The 17,254-nt window shown below is 51.2% G+C and carries 12 protein-coding genes and 1 pseudogene; 3 read left to right on the top strand and 10 right to left on the bottom strand.

Going from position 1 to position 17,254, the window contains the following annotated elements; genetic code table 11:
• Positions 1–51: 51 nt before the first annotated feature.
• Genes HMPREF3066_RS05995 through bioA form a run of 3 tightly spaced genes read right to left on the bottom strand, consistent with a single transcriptional unit; the run spans position 52 to position 2,558 of the window.
• Complete coding sequence (locus tag HMPREF3066_RS05995) at positions 52–597, bottom strand: chorismate--pyruvate lyase family protein (RefSeq protein ID WP_052242815.1); 546 nt, start codon at positions 595–597, stop codon at positions 52–54.
• 3 nt (positions 598–600) lie between these two features.
• Positions 601–1,269: a dethiobiotin synthase gene (gene bioD / locus HMPREF3066_RS05990; RefSeq protein WP_039406426.1), complete on the bottom strand. Its 669-nt coding sequence runs from the start codon at positions 1,267–1,269 to the stop codon at positions 601–603.
• Positions 1,266–2,558 (bottom strand): adenosylmethionine--8-amino-7-oxononanoate transaminase, encoded by a 1,293-nt coding sequence (gene bioA / locus HMPREF3066_RS05985; RefSeq protein WP_070441174.1) that lies wholly within the window; start codon positions 2,556–2,558, stop codon positions 1,266–1,268. The genes bioD and bioA overlap by 4 nt, the downstream gene beginning before the upstream one ends.
• 194 nt (positions 2,559–2,752) lie before the next feature.
• On the opposite strand from bioA, the gene HMPREF3066_RS05980 reads away from it, so the two are divergent.
• Positions 2,753–4,828 (top strand): LysM peptidoglycan-binding domain-containing protein, encoded by a 2,076-nt coding sequence (locus tag HMPREF3066_RS05980; RefSeq protein ID WP_039406422.1) that lies wholly within the window; start codon positions 2,753–2,755, stop codon positions 4,826–4,828.
• Between the two features lie 278 nt (positions 4,829–5,106).
• Here HMPREF3066_RS05980 and HMPREF3066_RS05975 read toward each other — a convergent pair whose 3' ends face one another.
• Genes HMPREF3066_RS05975 through HMPREF3066_RS05965 form a run of 3 tightly spaced genes read right to left on the bottom strand, consistent with a single transcriptional unit; the run spans position 5,107 to position 11,103 of the window.
• Positions 5,107–6,525 (bottom strand): efflux transporter outer membrane subunit, encoded by a 1,419-nt coding sequence (locus HMPREF3066_RS05975; protein ID WP_039406420.1) that lies wholly within the window; start codon positions 6,523–6,525, stop codon positions 5,107–5,109.
• Between the two features lie 58 nt (positions 6,526–6,583).
• The gene (locus HMPREF3066_RS05970) at positions 6,584–9,799 is read right to left on the bottom strand and encodes an efflux RND transporter permease subunit (RefSeq protein WP_070441171.1); all 3,216 of its coding nucleotides are present in this window, start codon (positions 9,797–9,799) and stop codon (positions 6,584–6,586) included.
• Positions 9,800–9,810: 11 nt separating this feature from the next.
• On the bottom strand, positions 9,811–11,103 hold the full coding sequence (locus HMPREF3066_RS05965; protein ID WP_009311020.1) for an efflux RND transporter periplasmic adaptor subunit: 1,293 nt from the start codon (positions 11,101–11,103) through the stop codon (positions 9,811–9,813).
• 236 nt (positions 11,104–11,339) lie between these two features.
• Between HMPREF3066_RS05965 and mtrR the strand changes: the two genes are divergently transcribed.
• Positions 11,340–11,975: a multidrug efflux system transcriptional repressor MtrR gene (gene mtrR, locus HMPREF3066_RS05960; RefSeq protein WP_070441168.1), complete on the top strand. Its 636-nt coding sequence runs from the start codon at positions 11,340–11,342 to the stop codon at positions 11,973–11,975.
• A 69-nt stretch (positions 11,976–12,044) separates the two neighbouring features.
• Here the strand turns inward: mtrR and HMPREF3066_RS05955 are convergent, their stop codons facing one another.
• Positions 12,045–13,451, bottom strand: a complete 1,407-nt coding sequence (locus HMPREF3066_RS05955; protein WP_070441165.1) for a DEAD/DEAH box helicase — start codon at positions 13,449–13,451, stop codon at positions 12,045–12,047.
• Between the two features lie 459 nt (positions 13,452–13,910).
• On the opposite strand from HMPREF3066_RS05955, the gene HMPREF3066_RS05950 reads away from it, so the two are divergent.
• Positions 13,911–14,159, top strand: a complete 249-nt coding sequence (locus HMPREF3066_RS05950; protein ID WP_070441162.1) for a hypothetical protein — start codon at positions 13,911–13,913, stop codon at positions 14,157–14,159.
• Between the two features lie 185 nt (positions 14,160–14,344).
• On the opposite strand, the gene HMPREF3066_RS05945 is transcribed toward HMPREF3066_RS05950, so the two are convergent.
• The 3 genes and pseudogenes from HMPREF3066_RS05945 to HMPREF3066_RS05930 form a co-directional block, all read right to left on the bottom strand.
• Positions 14,345–14,986, bottom strand: a complete 642-nt coding sequence (locus HMPREF3066_RS05945) for a GrxB family glutaredoxin (RefSeq protein WP_070441159.1) — start codon at positions 14,984–14,986, stop codon at positions 14,345–14,347.
• Between the two features lie 106 nt (positions 14,987–15,092).
• Positions 15,093–16,919 (bottom strand): hypothetical protein, encoded by a 1,827-nt coding sequence (locus tag HMPREF3066_RS13540; RefSeq protein WP_321178912.1) that lies wholly within the window; start codon positions 16,917–16,919, stop codon positions 15,093–15,095.
• A 39-nt stretch (positions 16,920–16,958) separates the two neighbouring features.
• A pseudogene (locus HMPREF3066_RS05930) lies at positions 16,959–17,254 on the bottom strand (hypothetical protein); the annotation flags it as partial.

The following is a 17,254-nucleotide window of genomic DNA, read 5'->3' as shown; positions in this document are numbered from 1 at the left end:
AGGTCGTCTGAAAACCGTTTCAGACGACCTTTCCTTATATTGCTGCGACGTTTAGCGCATAATCCGCGCCAACCCCGGCAAAAAATATTCCGTCAGTTCCAACACCTCGCCATCCCAATCAAAATAAGACCTGCGGGCGGCGACAGGTCGTCTGAAATCATCCTGACCGCCTGCGTTTTCCATCAGACAAAACTCGAATGCCGAACGCTTCAGGGGCAGTGTGCCGTCAAACAGCCGCTCGCCCAAAGGCTGCGTGCCGCAATCCAACACGCCGCGCCAGGCTTGAGATTGCAGGCCGCACGCGCTGCGCGCCTGTACGACGGGCACGCCGTCCAGATGCAGCAAAACGTCGCGGACAAATTGCGGGGCGGCGGTTTCGGTATGGTTTTCGCCAAACAAATTGCCCTGCCCGTCCAATTCGCCCATATACAGCACTTTTACCGTAAAACTGCCGCCCAAGGCGCGTAAGGCGGCGGTCAGCGATTGCGCTTGGCACAAAGCGGCGGCGCGTTCGTTCCAGCCTTGCGGCAGTTCGTCGGGAAGTTTGTCTTGCCAATTCAAAGGGGGATTCATGGGGTTTAGATTGATGTGTTTCATGTGTTAATCGTTTTCAGACGACCTTTCGTCCGTCTCCACCTTATCTAACTCCATCCACTCCGCATCGGGAAAATCTGTTTTCAGACGACCTTTTAGATACGCCAAGCTGTCTTGGGCGATGTGTTCGTCGCGGCTGTCGTGGATGTGGTTGAAAATCAGGCTATGCAGGCTGATGCCGTATTGTTTGAGCGCGGCGAAGCTGAGCAGGGTGTGGTTGATGCTGCCGAGCCGTCCGCTGGTAACGAGAATGACGGGATAAGCCTGTTGCTGAATATAATCAATGGTTAACAGGTTTTCCGTCAGTGGAACCATCAATCCGCCCGCGCCTTCGACCAACACGATTTCGTATTGTGCCGCCAGTTGCTGCGTGGCGGTGCGGATTTTGTTCAAGTCCAAAGCCCTGCCGTCCAGACGGGCGGCGAGGTGGGGCGAGGCGGGATAGCTGAATATTTCGGGCATGGTCAGCCGCTGTTTGTCGGCTTCCTGCATGGGTATGCCCATGATTTTGCGGTGGACGGCGATGTCGTCAGCGATGTTTTGGCAACCGGTTTGCACGGGCTTTTGCGTGATCACGCTTTTGCCCTGCTGCAACAATTGTTTTGCCAACACGCCGGTGGCGACGGTTTTGCCGATGTCCGTATCTATGCCGCTGACGAAGTAAACGCCTTTCATTTGCTGTGTTCCTTCAAGATTTGTACGGTTTTATCGGCAAGTTCGGTCAAGAGGTCGTCTGAAATGATGTAAGGCGGCATGAGGTACACCAGCCTGCCGAATGGGCGCACCCAAATGCCCTGCGCCACGCAGTCCGCTTGAAAACGCGCCATATCCACGCCTTTTTCCAACTCGATCACGCCGATGGCACCCAAAACGCGCACGTCTTTCACGCCACAGATGTCCCATGCGGTTTTCAGACGACCTTTCAGGATGCTTTCGATGCGGCGGATATTTGCCTGCCAATCTTGGGACAAAAGCAGCTTGACCGAAGCGCAGGCAACGGCACACGCCAGCGGGTTCGCCATAAATGTCGGGCCGTGCATGAACACGCCCGCTTCGCCGCGCGAAATCGTTTCGGTGACTTTTTGCGAAGTGATTGCCGCCGCCAGCGTCATATAGCCGCCGCTTAAGCCCTTGCCGATACACATAATATCCGGCACGACCTCCGCGTGTTCGCAGGCAAACATCTTGCCTGTACGCCCGAATCCGGTGGCGATTTCGTCAAAAATCAACACAATATCAAATTCATCACACAAATCGCGCAAACCGCGAAGATACTGCGGATGATAAAAATACATGCCGCCCGCACCCTGCACGACTGGTTCCAAAATAAAGGCGGCAATATCCGCATGATGCGCTTCAAACAAGGCGCGGACAGGCTGCAAATCCGCCCCGTCCCATTCATCGTCGAAACGGCTTTTTGGATTATCGACAAAATAACGCTGCGGCAGAGCGCTGCCGAAAATATGGTGCATCCCCGTTTCCGGATCGCAGACGGACATCGCGTTCCAAGTATCGCCGTGATACCCGCGCCGCACCGTCGCAATATTCTGCTTCGCGGTCAAACCCCGCGCCTGCTGGTATTGCACCGCCATCTTCAGCGCAACTTCTACCGAAACCGAACCCGAATCCGCATAAAAAATACGGTCCAACCCCTGCGGCAAAATTCCGACCAATAATTTGCCCAGCTCCACCGCTAGCCCGTGCGTCAAACCGCCGAACATCACATGCGACATTTGCTTAATCTGCGCCTCAACCGCCTGATTCAAAACGGGATGATTGTAGCCGTGTATCGCACACCACCAAGACGACATCCCGTCAATCAGCCGCGTACCGTCCGCCAATTCGATATGCACGCCCTCCGCACGGCGCACCGGATAAACAGGCAACGGGTCGGTCATGGATGTATAGGGATGGAGCAGATGGGCGCGGTCGAAATCGAGCAGGGAGGAATTTTCGGAAATCATAGAATGTTCTTTATAGCATGTTCTTTTGCTTAATCTGATTTTGACGGCATATATACGCAAACCGCCGTATTTTCGCGACAAATTTTATCATTAAGCCCCGGTCATATGTAAATTACCCTTATATCCTTGACGTTCACATGAATCAGACAGTAACATCGCCAAGACTGAATAATATATATTGATAATTGACTACTATGGCAAAACTGAAAACCATCGCCCTGACGCTGTCCGGTTTATCCGCCGTTTCCGGCGCGGCCGCCGCACAAAACGCCACTCCCAACCAAACAGGTATGGCAATGATGCGGCTCAATTCTGCCCTTCTCGACCAAGCCAAAGCCAAGACTTTCGGTTCCGGCAGCCTGTGGGCTTCATTGAAAAAAGACTTCCGCATGAGCGAAGTTAATTCCGAGCTGGTCCGCCGCCACGAAAGCAAATTCGCCGCAAACGGTGCCTATTTCGACCGCACCATCACGCGCAGTAAACCTTATATGTACCATATTGCAACCGAAGTTAAAAAACGCAATATGCCCGCCGAAATCGCGCTCCTCCCCTTCATTGAAAGCGCATTCGTCACCAAAGCCAAATCCCACGTCGGCGCATCCGGCCTGTGGCAATTCATGCCGGCAACCGGCCGTCATTTCGGCTTGGAAAAAACACCTTTGTATGACGGCCGCCACGACGTATATGCCGCGACCGACGCCGCGCTGAACTACCTGCAATATCTGCACGGGCTGTTTAACGACTGGTCTTTGGCTTTGGCTGCATACAACTGGGGCGAAGGCAATGTAGGCCGCGCCGTCAACCGTGCCCGCGCACAAGGCCTGGAACCCACTTACGAAAACCTGCGCATGCCGAACGAGACACGCAACTACGTTCCAAAATTGCTGGCTGTCCGCAATATCGTCGCCAGCCCCCAGACTTTCGGCATGAATATCAGCGAAATCACCAATCAACCTTATTTCCAAACAGTCAGTATTGACAAACCCATCGACAACAGCACCATCGCCCGTCTCGCCAATATCAGCGAGAGCGAGCTGCTGACATTGAACCCTGCTTTCAACGCACCTGTCTTCATCCCGAAAAACAACCGCAAATTATTGCTGCCCGTTTCCGCCGTATCCGCATTCGAAAAAAATTACCGCAATGCGAATCCTGAAACCCTGCTCTCTTTCAATGCTTATACCTCGGCCCGCAATACCAATCTGAACACGATTGCGACAGAAACCGGGATGAGCGTTGCCGAAATCAAACGACTGAACGGCTTAAACAGCAATTCGCTGTCTGAAGGACGTACCATTTTGGTTGCACAAACCGATACTGCTACCAAACAGGATATGATTAATTTCATCGATACTGACAATACTCCGGATACCTACCGTTCGAATATGCCGACAATGGCTCCGATTCAAACGGCAGAACTCAAAACCGATACAGTCAAAAAAGTCGTCGCCCCTGCCAATACGGTTGCACAAGAACCTGCTCCAACAACCTTTGATTTTGTTGCCAATACCAAAGCTGCAACTGCCCCTATCGCCGCCGATGCCGTTACAACCGCCCAACCCCGTGTAGAACGCGTTCAAACCGTACAATCCACGGAAGCCAAACCTGCTACGGACACAACTGTCATTGCGGCGGCCGAGCCTGCACAACCTGCCTTAACCTTAACAGAACCGCAGGTTGTGGCATCCGCAAAATCAGCTACCCCTTCCACTCCCTCTGCAGTCGAAGAACCTGACCAACTGATGGCATTGCTTTCCAATGTTGATTCGAGTCTGCAAAAAACAGAAGAGCATCAAACCACTGTTGCTCAAGATATCACACTTCATCAAGAGGTTGACGCAACCAAAGCGCGCAGCGAACGTATTGCCGAAAATATTGCCAAGCATCAAAGCCGTACTGAAGCGCGACTGGCAAGGGCAAATAATCAATCATCTGCCCAGCCGACAACTATGGCAGGTATGCACCGCGTAGCTGATGGGGATACCCTGTTCAATATTTCCAAACGCTACAATTTAAGCGTTGCCGATTTGATTGTGACCAACAACATCAAAGGCAGCAATATCCGAAAAGGTCAGCTGTTACGCGTTAGCGCGGATCCGGTCAAAACCCGTAAAAATAACATTCAAAATGTTTCTTATACAGTCCGCAGAGGCGATACGCTCAATACGATTGCCGATCGCTTTAACATAGATGTCAACGATATCCGCCGTTGGAATAAAAATACCCGAACCGTTACCCCGGGTCAGCGTTTGAAATTGATGGGCAGCTAACCGCGTAATCAAACAGCAGGTCGTCTGAAGTTTTCAGACGACCTTTTTGTATAGTAAATTATAATAGAAAATAATTAATCATCGTCATTCTGCGCAAGCAGGAATCCCGACCTCAGATTGTCAGTCATACTTTAGAATTGCCGTAAGCTCAAACTCTTAGATACCTGCCTGCTAGCCCAATCCATCCATATTGTATCCATGCCAAAATATAAAACGTCGTCTGAAACCCGATTGCCGGTTTTCAGACGACGTTTTGATGCCGTTTATTTCAAACAGACTTACTGCTGCGCGGCTGGTTGGCTAACGGTTTCGCGTTTCAAACCGCCGCCGAGTGCTTTATAGAGGTCGGCGAGGTTTTCGAGGCGGGTAAGCTGGTTAGCAAGCAACGCGGTTTCTGCACCATAGCTGCTGCGTTCTGCGTCAAGCAGGTCGAGGGCGTTGGATACGCCGTGTTTGTAGCGCAGATTGATAAGGCGCAGGGAGTCGTTGTAAGCACGGCTTTGTTTGTTTAGCGCGACGTAGCTCTTGTCGAGTTGCTCGCGTGCGACCAAGGCGTTGGATACGTCTTGGAAGGCGGCTTGGACGGCGGCTTCGTAAGCAACGATTTGCGCCTCTTTACGCAGCTTGGCTACGTCGAGATTCGCTTTGTTGGTACCCCAGTTGAAAATCGGCAGGGTAATGGAAGGTGCGAACGACCAGATGCCCGTACCGCTTTTGAAGAGGCCGCTCAACTCGCTGGACGCGGTACCGACCGAACCGGTCAGGCTGATGGTGGGGAAGAAGGCGGCACGCGCTGCGCCGATGTTGGCATTGGCTTGTTTGAGCGAGTGTTCGGCGGCGCGGATGTCGGGACGGTTCAGCAGGACTTCGGAACTCAAGCCGGCAGGCAGACGGGTGATTTTGAACTGTTTGCTCAAAGGCAGCGCGGCAGGCAGATCTTCCGGCAGGGGTTGGTTAATCAGGGTCGCCAAGGCATTGCGGGCTTGTTCGCGGTTTTTGACGGCGTTCGCGTAATCGGCTTTGGCGGATTCAATCAGGGCTTCCTGTTGGCGCAAATCGACAGCGGAAATCACGCCTGCTTTGTGGCGCATTTGGGAAAGTTTGTAAGTGGTTTCGCGGGTTTTAAGCACGCGCTGCGCCAATGCCATCGATTCTTGGGCGTACAGTTCGTTGAAATGGGCTTTGGCAACGGCGGCAATCAGGGCAAGGTGGGCGGCATCACGGTTCGCGGCTACGCTGAAATAACCTTGCAATGCGGCTTGGCTGTTGCTGCGGACGCGTCCGAAAAGGTCCAGCTCGTAGGCTGCTGCGCCCAAACCGACGGTGTATTCGCTGCGGGTAACGCCGCCGCTCAAACTGCCTACCCGAGTTCCGGTACCGCTGGCGTTGATACTCGGCAGCAGGTCGTTGCGGGCAATCATGTATTGTTTGCGGTAGATTTCGGCGTTCAATGCGGCGGTGCGCAAGTCGGTATTGCGTTCCAACGCGATGTCGATAAGGCGGTGCAGGCGCGGGTCGGCAAAGAAGTCCTGCCAGCCCAAGTCGGCGGCGCGGATACCGTCGTCGAAGGTGTCGTATTTGAAGGTTTCGGCAACTTCAACCTGCGGTTGTTCGTATTTCGGGATCATGGTACAGGCGGACAGCGCGACGGCTGCGGCGACGGTACTCAATACCGTTTTGAATGTCTTTTTGTTCATAAGGATTCCTGGAGGTCGTCTGAAATCCGTGTTTCAGGTTTTCAGACGACCTTTTTGCTTAGTGCTTGTTGTCCGTATTTTGATCTTCGAGGGAAATCATGCCTGCTTCAGCAGCGTGTTTCACGGCCATTTCATGTTCGTGCGCGCTTTCCTTAAAGAATTTGCGCACGATGACATAAAAGAGCGGCACAAGGAACACGGACAAAATCGTACCGATCAACATGCCCCAGAACACAGTCGTACCGATAGCACGCTGGCTGGCAGAGCTGGCACCGCTGGCAACATACAGCGGAACCACGCCTAAAATGAAGGCAAACGAGGTCATGATAATCGGACGGAAACGCAAGTGTGCAGCGGCAAGCGCGGCTTCAATCGCGCTCTTACCCTGCGCTTGCAGGTCTTTGGCGAACTCGATAATCAAAATCGCGTTTTTCGCACTCAAACCCATCACCGTAACGAAACCGACTTGGAAGTAGATATCGTTGGCGTATGCCGGAATACTGCCCAGCAGCGCTTCAAACATATTGCGCCCCGTAACGCCCAATGCCGCGCCAATCAAGCCCAACGGAATCACAAGGATAACTGCCAACGGGATAGACCAGCTTTCGTACAAAGCAGCCAATACCAAGAATACAGCGGCAGCGGCCAATGCGTACAACACGACGGTTTGCGAGCCGCCTTTGGCCTCTTCACGAGACTGGCCGCCCCATTCCAGACTGTAACCGCCGCCCATGTCATCAACCATTTGCTGTACCGCAGCCATGGCCTGACCGGAAGATACGCCATTAACAGGCGAACCGGAAAGCTCCATTGCAGGATAACCATTGAAGCGGACGCTTTGTTCCATACCGTTTACCCAAGAAACAGTAGCAATGGTAGAAAGCGGTACGGCAACACCGGATTTATTCGGCACGGTCAAGTTCAGAATATCGGCAGGCTGCATACGGGCACTCGCATCAGCTTGTACCATCACGCGTTGCAGACGGCCTTGATTCGGGAAGTCGTTTACATAAGACGAACCCAAAGAAGAAGCCAAAGCAGTACGGATGTCAGAGAACGAAATACCTTGTGCAGCTGCGGCAGAGCGATTGATGTCGATTTTCAACTGCGGCGCATCTTCCAAACCGCTCGCACGAACGGTACTTGGGTTAAACAAACCGCTTTTGCGCATTTTGTCAATCAGCTCATTGCGCTTGGCCAACAATGCAGCATGGCCGCTGTTGTTACGGTCTTGCAGGTAAATCGTCAAGCCGGAACCTGTACCCAATTCCATAATGGCTGGAGGCACAATCGCCAAACCGAAACCGTCTTTCAGCGTAGCCATCATCATACCGGTCAACTTACCGGAAATAGAAGTCGCATCGCTGCCCGGAGCAGTACGTTCGCTCCAATCTTTCAGAATGACAAAGCCCAAAGCCATGTTTTGACCGGAGCCTGAAAAACTGAAGCCGGAAACGGTAATAATGTTCTCAATCTCAGGTATAGATTTTGCCAGTTGAGTGATTTGAGCCAAAGTTGCATCGGTACGCTCTTTGGTTGCACCGGCAGGCAATTGTACGCTCAACATCAAGTTACCTTGGTCTTCAGACGGCAAGAAGGAAGTCGGCAGACGCATAAACAGGAATACGCCCACAACAGTCAAACCAATATAGACAACCATCATGCGCAAAGTCTTGCGCAAGACTTTGGCAACCCAGCCTTCATAGCCGTGTGTCCAGTTGTCAAATTTTTTGTTAAACCAACCGAAGAAACCTTTTTTCTCTTCGTGATGACCCTTCTGAATCGGTTTGAGCATGGTGGCACACAATGCCGGAGTCAGCGTCAAAGCAAGGAATGCGGAGAAGCCGATCGATGCCGCAATGGTCAGGGCAAACTGTTTGTAAATGTTACCGGTTGCACCGCTAAACATCGCCAGCGGCACAAATACAGACATCAACACGGCAGTAATACCGATTACCGCACCGGAAATCTGACCCATCGCTTTTTTGGTTGCAGCCTTAGGCGACAGACCTTCGCTCGCCATAATACGCTCAACGTTTTCAACGACCACAATCGCGTCATCGACCACAATACCGATCACCAATACCATCGCAAACATGGTCAATACGTTAATCGACATACCCATGTATGAGATAAAGGCAAAACCGCCCAACAGGGAAATCGGTACAACAATGGTCGGAATCAGCGTATAGCGGATGTTTTGCAGGAAGAGATACATCACTAAGAATACCAAAACAATGGCTTCCAAAAGCGAATGGATCACTTTCTCAATCGAAATTTCCACAAATTTGGAAGTATCGTAAGGAACTTTCCAGCTCATGCCGTCTGGAAAATACTTCTGCAAAACCGCCATTTTTTCTTTTACTGCAGTCGCCGTTGCCAAAGCGTTACCGCTGTTAGACAGCATCACTGCCATACCGGTGGTGTTCACGCCGTTCAAGCGTGTAGAAGTAGAATAGTCCTGCATACCCAAGCTGACTTTGGCAACGTCTTTCAGATAGACGTTCGAGCCGTCAGTATTGGATACCAAAATGATGTTGCCGAACTCTTCAGCAGTGCTCAGCTGACCTTGCGCTGTAACGGTCGCCGAAATGGTCTGACCTGCAGCCGCCGGCAAAGAACCGATGGAGCCTGCTGAGATTTGAATGTTTTGTGTCGCAAGCGCATTGGTTACCGTTGCAAAAGACAGGTTGTAGTTTTGCAGTTTTTTCGGGTCAACCCAAATACGCATGGCGCGTTGCGCACCAAACAATTGTACCTGCCCTACCCCGTCGATACGCTGCAGTTCAGGAATGATATTGCGCTGGGCGTAATCGTTCATTTCCTCAATGGATTGCTTTTCAGAAGAAAGCATGACCACTTGCAAGAAGTTGGAACGCGCTTTAGATACGGTTACACCATATTGCTGTACGGTAGACGGCAATGTGGACAACACTTCCGACAATTTGTTCTGCACGTCCACCTGCGCCAAATCTTCATCGGTCTCAGGTGTAAACGTCAGACTGACGCTGCCGCTGCCGCTGGAATTGGCAGAAGTCGTCATATAGTCCAAACCTTCCACACCGTACATATTACGTTCGATAACGGCCAGTACGCTGTCTTCCATTACCTGAGCAGAAGCGCCCGGATAAGTAGCGCGCAAAGTAATGGTCGGTGCAGCAACGGACGGATATTGGGAAATCGGCAGTTTTTGAATGCCGAAAATACCCGCTGCGATGATAAAAATCGCAATCACCCATGCAAAAATGGGGCGGTCAATAAAAAACTTAGCCATGGATGCCTTCCTTATTTAGCCGCAGATGCCGGTTTGGCTTCAAAGGTCATCTGAACGTCTTTTTTCGCTTCGGAAGCAGCTTTCGGAGCAGCTCCGGCAGCAGATGCCGCCGCATTTTCAGGAGATGTCCATTCTTTAGGCGTTACCTTTTTCGCGCCACTCATGGCGGCGATACTGGTGCCGTCCACAACGACTTTGTCGCCGTCGTTCAGACCCGCAGTGATAATCCAGTTGGTTCCCTGCTGCTGGGTGACTGTTACCTCGCGCGGCTCCATTTCGCCTTTGGCGTTCACAATCGTTACAGTATCTTTCGTACCGCGCGTTACTGCCTGCTGCGGCACGACGAAGGCATTGTCGGCAGCCACTTGTTCCATCAAGACGCGCACATAAAGACCGGGCATCAGGATATTTTTGTCGTTCGGCACTGAAGCGCGCAGCGTGATTTGTCCGGTCGTTTCGTTAACAGACGGATCGGAGAACAGCAAACGGCCTTTATGAGGATAAACTTCGCCGTTGTCGAACTTGATGCCCACTTCAATCGCACCGTCCACGCCCGACAGCTTGCCCTCGGCAACCTGTTGGCGCAGCTTCATCACTTCGGTCGCAGATTGAGTGATGTTCACATACATAGGATTGGTTTGACGGATGGTCGCCAGAACGGTCGTATCACCCGCGTTCAACAGCGTACCTTCGGACACTTTAGACTGACCGATGAAACCTGAAATCGGTGCGGTAATGCGCGCCCTGTTCAGATTGATACCGGCAGATTTGATCGCCGCTTGCGCCGCTTTAACGCTTGCTTCGGCAGAACGTTTCGCCGTTACCGCCGCATCGTAGTCCTGTTTACTGATGGCATCGGCGGCAACCAGCGGCTTGTAACGCGCCAAGTCGGCATTGGCTTTGGCAAGGGTTGCCTGCGCGCTTGCCAACTGGGCGCGCGAGCTTTCCAGATTTGCTTCATAGGTGGAACTATCGATTTGGTAAAGCGGCTGTCCGGCGCGGACATAGCTGCCCTCTTGAAACAGGCGTTTTTGGATGATACCGCCGACTTGGGCGCGGACATCCGCGGTACGCAGCGACTCCAACCGACCCGGCAGCTCGGTCGTCAGCGCGACGGTTTCAGGATGGACGGTAACGACACCGACCACCGGTGGCGGAGCTTCTTTTTGTGCAGCTGCCTGCTGCCCTTTTCCATCTTTTGCACCTTGCGTCGCATCGGTGCCTTTGTTACACGCTGAAAGAGCCAACGCAGTAGCGGCAGCGATTGCCGCCATGCGCATCACCTTAGAAGCATAAGAAGCCATTACTTTTCCTATCTATATAATTGTTATGAGGGTTTACCCTATACTTTGTCATCATAGCCGATTTTTGGTTCCGAAACAACAATAACCTGCCTCAATATCCGGAGCAGGTCGTCTGAAAAATTATTTTATACTTGAGAGCCAATCTCAATTACAGGAGTCATTATACATACATGCTTGCATGGATACAAAGTATTTTTTATAATCCCCAACATTCCACTTAACTTGAAACAGGCATCATGCGGAAAACCAAAACCGAAGCCCTTAAAACCAAAGAACATCTCATGCTCGCCGCACTGGAAACCTTCTACCAAAAAGGCATCGCGCGCACTTCCCTCAACGAAATCGCCCAAGCCGCCGGCGTCACGCGCGGCGCTTTGTATTGGCATTTCAAAAACAAAGAAGACTTGTTCGACGCCCTCTTCCAGCGTATTTGCGACGACATCGAAAACTGTATGCATCAGGACGCGACCGATAGCGATGAACAAGAGTGGCCGCTTTTCCGCCGCACCTTGATGCACTTTTTCACGCGCCTGCAAACCAACGACATCCACTATAAATTCCACAGCATTTTGTTTTTAAAATGCGAACACACCGAGCAGAACGCCGCCGTCATCGACATTGCGGATAAACATCAATCGATTTGGCGCGAGAAAATTACCGAAGCCCTGACCAAATCCATCGCACAACATGCCTTATCCGAAGATTTGGATACCGACATGGCGGTCATCTTCATCAAATCGACGCTGGACGGCTTGATTTGGCGTTGGCTCTCGTCCGACAAAAGTTTCGACCTTGCCCAAACCGCACCGCGTATGATTGACATCCTCTTGGACAATCTGAAAAACCACCCGCAACTGCGTAAGCAAAAATAACGGACCGTACACAAAAGGTCGTCTGAAATCTTTTTCAGACGACCTTTCGGGTTTTATGGGGAGCCGGCTTTATTTTGCGCCGTAATTGGGTTGCAGCAGGGCGCAGGGTTGGCGTTCCCTGCGGCTGCGGCGACTGCGTCCGGCGATGGTGCCGCAGGCTACGCCGGGATCGGTTTTGTCGGCTTTTTGGGATTTGTCGCCGCGCTCGTTACGTTCATTGCGTTCGCTGCGGTTGTTCCGTTCGGAACGGTTTCTGTCGCTGCCGCGGCTGCGGGTTGGGGCGGCTTGGGTGTCTGCGGCGGTATCGCCGTCGGCATCTGCGCCCCACCAGTTCGGTTCGAAGCCTTCGATGCGTTCGACTGCCAAGTTATTGCCGGTCAGCTCTTTGATGGCTTCAAACATTTTTTGCTCGGTTTTGTCCATCAGGGAAATGGCGACGCCGTCCGCGCCCGCCCTGCCGGTGCGCCCGATGCGGTGGACGTAGTCTTCGGGCTGGGTCGGCAGTTCGTAGTTGATGACAAAGGGCAGCTCGGCGATATCCAGACCGCGTGCGGCGACGTCGGTGGCGACGAGGACGCGCAGGCTGCCTTCTTTGAAGGCGTTGAGGGTTTCGAGGCGGCTTTGCTGGGATTTGTCGCCGTGGATGGATTGGGCGGCAAGGTTGCGGCGTACGAGGTCGCGGGTGACTTGGTCGACGCTTTGTTTGGTTTTGCAGAATACGATGACTTGGTTCATCTGCAAATCGACAATCAGCCGCTCTAAGAGGTTGCGTTTTTTGAGCGCGTCAACGGCGATGATGTGCTGCTCGACATTGGCGCTGGTGGTGTTTTGCGCGGCGACTTCGACGATTTCGGGCGCGTTCATGAAGTCTTTGGCGAGTTTGCGGATGGGGGGCGCGAAGGTTGCGGAAAAGAGCAGGGTTTGACGTGGCTTGGGCAGCATCTGCATGATTTTGCGGATGTCGTCGATGAAACCCATATCGAGCATACGGTCGGCTTCGTCGAGGACGACGATTTCGACTTTGTTGAGGTTGATGTTTTTCTGTTTGACGTGGTCAAGCAGCCTGCCGACGGTAGCGACGACGATTTCGCAGCCGGCGCGCAGGTCGGCGGTTTGTTTGTCCATGTTGACGCCGCCGAAAAGGACGGTGTGCCGCAACGGCAGATTTTTGATGTAACCCTGCACGTTTTGGTCGATTTGGTCGGCAAGTTCGCGCGTCGGGGTCAATACGAGCATACGCACGGGGTGCATCGCGGGCGAGGTACTGGAAGTGGCGTAGCGTTTGAGGCGTTCCAGGCTGGGCAGCATGAAGGCGGCGGTTTTGCCTGTGCCGGTTTGGGCGGCGGCGAGCAAGTCGTGGCCGGCGAGTGCTTTGGGGATGGCGGCGGCTTGGATGGGCGTCGGGTTTTCGTAACCTTGTTCGGTCAGCGCGGAAACGATTTCGCTGCCAAGCCCGAGTGAGGCGAATGGATTCATGGCGGTATCTTTCTGTCCGGACGGGATGCGGAATGCCGCATGGGGTCGTCTGAAACGGGAGGATGTTTTGATTGTGTGTTCGATAGGATGCCGCCGGCAAAGTGTGCGGCCGGTTTACGGCAAACCGCAGAAGTGGGGATGTGGTCTCTGCGGTATGGAAAGGTAAGCGCGATTATGCCATAAAACCCTTGCGCCGCCCAACGGCAGGCGGTCGGGGCGTTGGGATTGGGCGGTGTTGCCGGAGTGGAAAGGGGATTTTTTACATTGCCATGCCGGCGGCGTTTATGTCCCTTAAATTTTTGAAACCGCTTATCATTTCCTGACGGCATTTACTGTCATAGTTCAAACTTATCGAAACCTTTCATATGTAAATGAAACTAAATCGTACTAATGGGACTCTGTTTTGGGACAGACGCAAATTTGCGCTGTAAACCATCAATCACAATAGGAATATACGACATGAAAACTTTATTGATCGCCGTTGCCGCTGCAAGTCTGATGCTGGGTGCCTGCTCTAGCAGCAAAACTTCTGAAGAAGCAAAAACCCCTAGCGTAAGCGTTGAAGAAGCAATTGCTCAATGTCAACAAGCTTCCGGTGCCAACCAAGACCGCGCCGTGTTCGATGCATGTATGAAAGACAAAGGCTACCAACGCAGCGCCGCTGAAGGCGCAGCCGCAGCCGCTGCTTCTGCACCTGCCGCACAATAAGCACAGCTAGGAATTATTGATGTATCACCCGATCTGTTCGGGGTCATACATCAACAATTTCTCGCCATGCTTGTTCCGCCTGATTCCATTCACTCCCGGAAGGTAGGGCGGGCGCAAACGGAAAGGTCGTCTGAAAACTGTTTTCAGACGACCTTTCCGTTTGTTTTATCCGGCGGATTCGGTTATTACAAGGCGCGGTCGAAATACAGTGGCACACCCGATGCTTCGCTCATGCGCAGCAGATAATCCATAATCTTTTGCGGCCACTCGACACCGCGCACGACGGTCAGGTTGCGCAATATCGGGAACACCAATATGTCTTCCATGCCGATTTCGCCGTTCAAACCTGCGCCGCTTTCAGCCATCAGCGTTGCCAGTTCTGCCAAATCCTCGTGCAGCCGTTCCACATATTGACCGGTTTTCTCCAAATTGGCGGCGAAGCTGCCGATGGTTTTCTCTTTTTTGTCCGTGAAATATTTCACCGCTTCCGGCGTTTCAAATTCGGGCAGCTCAAGTTTGATCACGCGCGGCTGGACGAGTTTCAGGTTGTATTCGCCCACTTTGTCCAACCATGCCTGGATTTCGGGGCGGGTTTCATCTTTCAGACGACCCTCGCGGTCAAGATAGCGGACAACGTCCAAACTCTCGCCCATAAACGAACCGTCTTCTTTTTGCAGGATGGGCACTTGTTTCGCGCCAATCATGCCGATCGGCGTTGCCTCGTCGTCGTTTGCCAGGATGACTTCTTCAACGTCCGCGCCAAACAGTCCCGCCGCCATCCGCGCACGCACGCAAAACGGGCAATGGTCGTAGTAATACAGTTTCATTAAAAATCCTCCGAAAATGGGTTTGATTGGGCAAAGGCCGTCTGAATGCCTCACGCAAAAGGATTATCCTGCCAAATATCTTTGGAAGCCATATCTGATAACGTGTTTATACAGCCGGGATATATGCAGTATTTTCTCCGGGCAGTATAACCGATGTTGAAATTTCCGTCGGATACACGACATCAGCGGCTGTCTCTGCTGAAATTTCACCTGCCAACTCATTGTAAATTCCTTTGTCGTTTTGGAAATCAATATCGGCAACCTTGCGCCTTTCCCCGTTTTCCAAAACCACTTCTGATTCAAATAATATTTTATTATCGGCTTCATCTTTCAGATTGATTTCTGCAAAATCCAAAGAGATCGACTGGATATCCCAGTCGGACAATAGAGAAAGCTCTCCTTCCTCCGTTTTCCCGTTACCGTTTTCGTCATGCCAGATTCTTAGCTCGCCCCACAATTCATCATATTGATTAATGATATTATTATTGTCGCTGTCCAAATCTTTCAAAGCTTCTACGCCGTTTTCTGCGCGCTTGCCGTCAGACATAACTGTTGCCTCACCAAACATCTCCGTTCCGTCGTTTACCATGCCGTCTCCATTTTTATCCCAAACCAAAAAACCGCTGCCTTTTTTGAGCCAAGCCGTCTGTTCGGCCATCCCGTCGCCATCCATATCAAAACTCACTCCATCCTCCACCGAAGTCGTGAGCAACTCTTCTCCATACAGCTCGATAGCAAGAGGAGTATGGTAATTTTTGGCAATTTGGTCAAAATTCTGCTGAAGATTATCCACTCCGCCCTGCAAATCAAGTGAAATATTGGCTTTGTTCAGTAAATCCTGCAAAGCTTTCAAAGCTTCGTTTTCATTATGAATTTCTTTGCCTTTTCCTGATGCCTGTTCGGATTTTTGCTGTTCGACCAAAGCAGCCAAGCGGTTCACTGCATTGGAATGAAGCCTACTGGCTGAAGTAATTAGTGCCGCATACGCACTTTTTGAGTAATTTACTAAATTATCGTTGAAGCTGACACTCTTGCCCGCGCTGCCGATACCGAATTCAATCGCCCCCTGCTTTCCGCCTGAAGAATAATATAACGCTGTTCTTGCAGCCGTCGTTACCGTACCGTCTGCCAAACGGCTGTTGGCAGGTACAAATACCACCATCAGCGTAGGATTTCCACGCGCCATCATCGGCATCAGACTAAGCGGCATATTTGGATCGGTTTTCTGAAAGCGAACCCGCTCGTCACCTACGCCAAACAGTCTGCTGGGATGGTCAGGCGCTGCTTCATCCATTCCTGATTGCAGAATTTTTTGCTTTTCGGCCGGAGTTTTACCGTTTAGCAGGTTTGGATTGGTTTCCTCAAGGAATATAGATTTCGCCCATGTCCAATAAGTATGGCTGGGCTGGCCGCTGGGGTTTTGGGTTTTCATTTTATGGGCAAAATAATCAACAGCCTGTTGCTGGTTCATCGCCTTGATTGCTGCCGTATCCGATCCGTATTTGGTTTCTTTGGGATTGTTCCGCAAATCAAACTGAAAACGGTTGTATTCGGCTTTTCCTTCTTCATACAAAAAACGGCGGGCATACTCATTTGCAGTAAGGTTTTTTGTTGGATTTCTCTCATCAGCAAGATCTAGTCTATAAAGAGTATCAGAAATACCATGCTCGATTTCATGGGCATAATCAGAAGCCGTAAGATAATCTTTTCCAAATACCATCTCACGGTATTCAATGTCTCCTTTTAATTTTCTCGTTGTATAAGTGGCTGGAACATGATGATCGACACGAATACTTGATAGCCCCCATTTATTGATAAAAATATGAGTCTTTTGCATAATAACATTATCCCGCATGATGCTATCAATCTCCTTTTTAGGCATGCCCATGCGAATAAAATGCTGCCGGATTTGTGCATTTTGAACTGTTGCCATAATAATTCTCCTATTAATTGTTTGAGTAAATTTTTAATTTTAATTGGTGATAAAATAATTTTTTTCATATTGAATATAAGATATTTCCTTGCTACATCTCATATTTTCTTGGTTATCATGCATAAAGTATAGAGATACACTATCTTTAATAGACAATCTTGCATGAAAATCCTTAATATGACCGTTGTTGTCAATAGCCTCTAATGATTTTTCAAAACTTACAGCAGAATCAGAACAAAGTATAGGCCTAAACATTGGATGCAAAGCAATTCTTGGCAGGGGCAAATCCTCGGGATAACGGTTGTCAGGAAACAGCGAACGGTAATGCTTTAAAT

This window comes from Neisseria sp. HMSC03D10 (assembly GCF_001807625.1).
In the GTDB taxonomy this organism is placed as follows: domain Bacteria; phylum Pseudomonadota; class Gammaproteobacteria; order Burkholderiales; family Neisseriaceae; genus Neisseria; species Neisseria mucosa.
The sequence above is the reverse complement of the archived record's forward strand: the minus strand, read 5'-3'. Positions and strand labels throughout refer to the sequence as shown.